This window comes from Devosia riboflavina (assembly GCF_000743575.1).
In the GTDB taxonomy this organism is placed as follows: Bacteria; Pseudomonadota; Alphaproteobacteria; order Rhizobiales; family Devosiaceae; genus Devosia; species Devosia riboflavina.
This window is the reverse complement of record NZ_JQGC01000047.1, coordinates 1-4415: the sequence shown is the minus strand read 5'-3', so window position 1 is coordinate 4415 and position 4415 is coordinate 1. Positions and strand designations below refer to the sequence as shown.

General features: G+C 60.4%; 6 protein-coding genes. 5 read left to right on the top strand and 1 reads right to left on the bottom strand.

Annotation, left to right across the window (positions count from 1 at the left end; genetic code table 11):
* Positions 1–19 precede the first annotated feature (19 nt).
* The 5 genes from JP75_RS24440 to JP75_RS25655 all read left to right on the top strand — a co-directional run bounded on the left by JP75_RS24440 (position 20) and on the right by JP75_RS25655 (position 3527).
* Positions 20–634: a hypothetical protein gene (locus JP75_RS24440; protein ID WP_035087715.1), complete on the top strand. Its 615-nt coding sequence runs from the start codon at positions 20–22 to the stop codon at positions 632–634.
* A 225-nt stretch (positions 635–859) separates the two neighbouring features.
* Entirely contained in the window at positions 860–1096 is a 237-nt protein-coding gene (locus JP75_RS24435) for a hypothetical protein (protein ID WP_035087713.1), read from the top strand.
* The gene (locus tag JP75_RS24430; protein WP_035087712.1) at positions 1093–1398 is read left to right on the top strand and encodes a hypothetical protein; all 306 of its coding nucleotides are present in this window, start codon (positions 1093–1095) and stop codon (positions 1396–1398) included. Before JP75_RS24435 ends, JP75_RS24430 begins: the two co-directional genes overlap by 4 nt.
* Before the next feature lie 188 nt (positions 1399–1586).
* Positions 1587–2723, top strand: coding sequence for a tyrosine-type recombinase/integrase (locus tag JP75_RS24425; RefSeq protein WP_084587919.1), 1137 nt, complete (start codon positions 1587–1589; stop codon positions 2721–2723).
* A gap of 243 nt (positions 2724–2966) precedes the next feature.
* Positions 2967–3527 (top strand): DUF2147 domain-containing protein, encoded by a 561-nt coding sequence (locus JP75_RS25655; protein ID WP_152565978.1) that lies wholly within the window; start codon positions 2967–2969, stop codon positions 3525–3527.
* A gap of 63 nt (positions 3528–3590) precedes the next feature.
* Here the strand turns inward: JP75_RS25655 and JP75_RS24415 are convergent, their stop codons facing one another.
* Complete coding sequence (locus JP75_RS24415) at positions 3591–4295, bottom strand: glutathione S-transferase family protein (RefSeq protein WP_035087711.1); 705 nt, start codon at positions 4293–4295, stop codon at positions 3591–3593.
* Positions 4296–4415 lie beyond the last annotated feature (120 nt).

The following is a 4415-nucleotide window of genomic DNA, read 5'->3' as shown; positions in this document are numbered from 1 at the left end:
GCCGAACGGGAGCCCACCCATGGATAAGCCTGTAGCCAATATGGCGGGTGAACCAGTGCAAAAAATGCACGAGTTGGACCATATTCCTGATGTCGGCAATATGGTGCTGGTGCCGGCCAATGCCGTCGATCAGTTGGAGCGCTATGAACAGTTCGTTGACGGCTGGGGTGACGAGGTCTTGGGGCTGAAGCAGCACCCCAAGGGTGATTACGTGAAGTTCGAAGACGTTCTTGCTCTGCTCTCCGCCGCTCCTCAACCCTCCCTGGAAGGGGAAGTGGGGGAAGCCGTCAAGAACCTGCGTAGCGATGCGGCCCAGCTATTGCGCATGTCCGAAACGGCCTCTTTCGGGCACGATCTATCGGTGCGGGTTTCCGATCCGTCTCTGTTGATCCTCAGCATGACCACTGCAGCCGCCATCCTTCAATCCCTCTCCGCCGATAATGCGCGGCTGAGAGCCGACCTGTCTGAGGCGGTAGAGGTGCTGAAGCCGTTTGCAGAGGCCTCAGCCAATCTCGACGACAGCCATCCCAACGGCTCGCCCATCTGGGAAAGCCCGGCCGCTATGGGCATCGACGCCAAGCATCTTCGCGCCGCTCAGTCCTTCCTTGATACCCAGGGAGGCGGGAATGGGTGAGCTGCCACAGTCTCCTAGCAACGATCATTGCACATGCGCGGAAGTCGCGGGCGAGAACCCCGACTGCAAACTGCATGGCGTTGAAAGTGTGGTGCGCAGGCTTCGCGACCTTGTCACTGGGAAGCACTCTGACATTGGTGTCGCATGGGAATCAGCCGATCTCTTAGAAAGTCTCTGGGACGACTTAAACTCCGGCCGCCAAGCTCTTTCCGAAGGAGAGCAGACATGACGCTGTTCCGGCTTCATCGTGGCAGCCTGGCCGATTCCATGGCGACAGCCAGAACCATCAACACCAAGGCCGATCTCGTCAAAGCTCTGGACGAGGATGGCTGGCCCCATGGCGACATAGAGGTCAAGCCATATGGGCGCGATGATCGTATCGGCTGGAACACGCATATCGTCACCGTCGATGGCATGGCTGCGGGTTTCACGAGCGGACCATTCACGGGAGAGCAGCCGTGACGGTGACCAAGGAAATGATCGACCGCCTCACGCCTGAAAACCAACAGCGCCTCGAATGGCGCATGAGGCACTTGGAATGGCTGTTGCCGCGCATCATAGGCACCGAGGCCGACGTGGTGCAGTTCATGGCGATGTTCGATGCCGCGGTCGACCAGGGGTTCTATGAAGGTATGATCGAGGCGAAGGCCCTTGTCGAGCAGATCGCTGAAAAGATCAAGACGCCGGTTCCCTTGTCATTCATCGCCGGGAAGATCGGTGATCTGGCTGAGTTGAATCGCGCAACCGCCAAGGAGGGGAATTAGATGGGCGCACGCATCCTCGATGCCGGGATGACGCCCGCCCAGGTCGTTTCTGATCTTGCTGCCAAGGGACAGAAGATTTCAGAGCGCGCCCTTCGAGCCAAGGCCCGAGAGTTAGGGGCTTGCCGAATTTTCGGGAAAGCGATGATCTTGCTCCCCGAGCATGTGGATCTGATCTTCGGGGCGCCAGAATGCCAGACGACAAAGAATTCGGGCTCAGTATCTACCTTCGTGGATCGACTTGGTGGGTCAAAGGCCGGCTTGAAGGCGAGGAGCGATACTACCGCGAGAGCCTTGGAACTCGCGACGAGGCAGTCGCGCGTCGGAAAGTCCGCGACCTCGAAACGGAAGCTCGCAACCGTGCACTCCTTGGACGAGATGCGCCAAAGCCAGAAGACAACATAACCCTGGCGCAAGCGTTCCTCGATCACCCCATGTCGGGCAACGACGCGCGTTATATGGCTCGCATCTTGCCCGAGTGGGGCGACACCCGCTTGCGCGATATTACTCCACGCATGGTCAAGCAGCTCGCGAAGAAGCTCTATCCAATGGCGGCCGTCGATACATGGCACCGGCAAGTCGTCGTGCCGGTGCGCGCAATCATCAATGCGGCGCACGAGGACGGGCTTTGCCCGCCGATCCGTATCAAGGCTTACACCAAGAATGAACGGGTCGCGCAGGACCGCGCGCGCGGCAAGGATAGTGGCCAGAAGAAGCGGCCGGGCAGTTGGGATTGGGTTCTGCGTTTCAAGGAACATGCGGAGCCGCGGCTTGGCGCGATGGCTCTATTCATGTTCACGACCGGCGCGCGCGTAACGCAGACAATGGAGATGAAACGAAAGGGCGACCTGGACCTGTTTCGCAAGCGCGTGCGGTTGCCGGCGGCCAAAGGGCACCCGGCGCAGTGGATCGATATTCTTCCCGAGGTCGCTGCGGGGATCGGCGCACTGCCGAAGCCGACGGGCAAGCTGGATCAGGAGCGAGTGTTCTATTGGGCGAGCCAGCGCAGTGGCGACTTCTATCGGAAGTGGCGCCAGGCCTGCAAAGATGCCGGTATCGAATACCTGCCGCCTCATGCCGCCGGCCGCCATGGATTTGGCACCGAAATGATCGTCAGGCAGAAAATTGACCCGGCAACCGCAGCGCGCGACGGCCGATGGTCGAGCCCGAAAGTGCTGCTCGACACCTATGCTCACGCCGAAGAAGGTTCGCAGTCTGTTCAGCAGGCGTTCCGCGACGGCTTAAATGACGCTCGTACAAAACCCGTACAAGGCAAAACTGGAAAAGCTCGGAAAGTGGCGGAAAATAAGGGGCCTCGGAGTGCTTAGGCATTACCTTAGCAGGGGTGTGCCTTCGACCACTCGGCCACCTCTCCAACGCGGTCGGGTCTAGCGGGAGGGGCCTTTTATGGCAAGAGGTTTTTGGGTGGAGGCCGAGATTGTCGGGCAAATCAGCGTTCGGGCAGTTTCGGCTGGCTCCGTGGCGATTTGTTTGACCTCGGCGCGGAGGCAAAGATAGGTTTCTCGGCGGCGATCAGAGACGAATCGCGGCTCAAAGCGGCTGAGGCGGACATGACGATTTGTGGCAGAGCGATGAGCCTGGTGCAGTGGACCATGGCGTGCTGGCTGGGCGTTGCTGGCGTGGCGATGGCGCAGACCGAGGTGCCGCAATATCCGTTTCCGTCCTCGCCGGTGGAAGGCGTCTGGCGGGCCCAGCTTTTGTCCGAGGTGACGATCCAGGTTTGCGAGCTGGGCTATTGCGGTTTTCTGACTACGATCGTGGTGCCCTCCGAGGGCTTGAGCCCGGAGGAGGCCGCAGCGGCGGCTACGATGTCGCCCGACCAGTTCTTCGACTATCGCAATGAAGACCCGACGCTGCGGAACCGGCCGATGCAGGATCTTCATATGCTGACACTGCGCCCCGGGGACAAGCCGACGATCTTCGATGGGGAAATCTACAACCCGCAGGATGGCAAGACCTATTCGGGCTATGTGGAGCTGACCGGTCCGGACAGCATGCGGCTCAACGGATGTGTGCTCTACAATGTCATCTGCCGCGGCGAGGATTGGGTGCGCGTGCCGCAGGCCGAGCTTGAGGCGCGCCTGGCTGAAGATCAGCAGCCGGCCCAGTAGAGGCCCTTCCATCCATCTTGGGAAGGACCCCGGCTTTCGCCGGGGTGACATCCGTTGGCCAGACTAGCGGGCGCGCTGATTGAAGAGAATCTTCTGCGCTTCCTTGTCGTCGGCGAGGCTTTTGGCCTGCACGTCCTTGCCCCAATTGAGGCCAGCGGCGACGGCCGGGCGGGCCGCGAGGCGTTCGAGCCAGGCGTGGACGTGGGGGAATTCTTCCCTGGTGATGCCATAGCGCTCCCAAGCCTGAGCCCAGCCGATGGCGGCGATGTCGGCGACCGAATATTCGCCGGTGATGTATTCCTTGCCGGCAAGCTGCTTGTTGAGGACGCCGAAGAGACGGTGCGTTTCGTCATTGTAGCGCTTGATGGCGTAGGGAATCTTTTCGGGCGCATAGACCGAGAAGTGGTTGTTCTGGCCGAGCATGGGGCCGAAGCCACCGACCTGCCAGAAGAGCCATTCGTCGACCTTCACCTGCTGGCGCGGATCGGTCGGGTAGAGCTTGCCGAATTTCAGGCCGAGATACTTCAGAATAGCGCCGGATTCGAAGATCGAAATGGGTTCGCCGCCCGGACCCTCGGGGTCGACGATGGCAGGGATCTTGTTGTTGGGCGAAATGGCCAGGAATTCAGGGGTGAACTGCTCGCCCTTGCCGATGTCGATGCGGTGGTAATTCCACGGCACGCCAAGCTCTTCGAGCATGATGTGTACCTTTTGCCCATTGGGCGTGGGGAGGGAATAGGCTTCGATCGGCTTGGTCTGGGTGGTCATGAGCACCGTCCTCGGTTGGATGAAACAGGTATATCGGTGTTTTACGATGGAGAGCAAGGTCGGGCGCGAGGGGCATCGGCCGTTTGGGGTTGGGGGATAGGGGTTGGGGTTGGGGTTGGG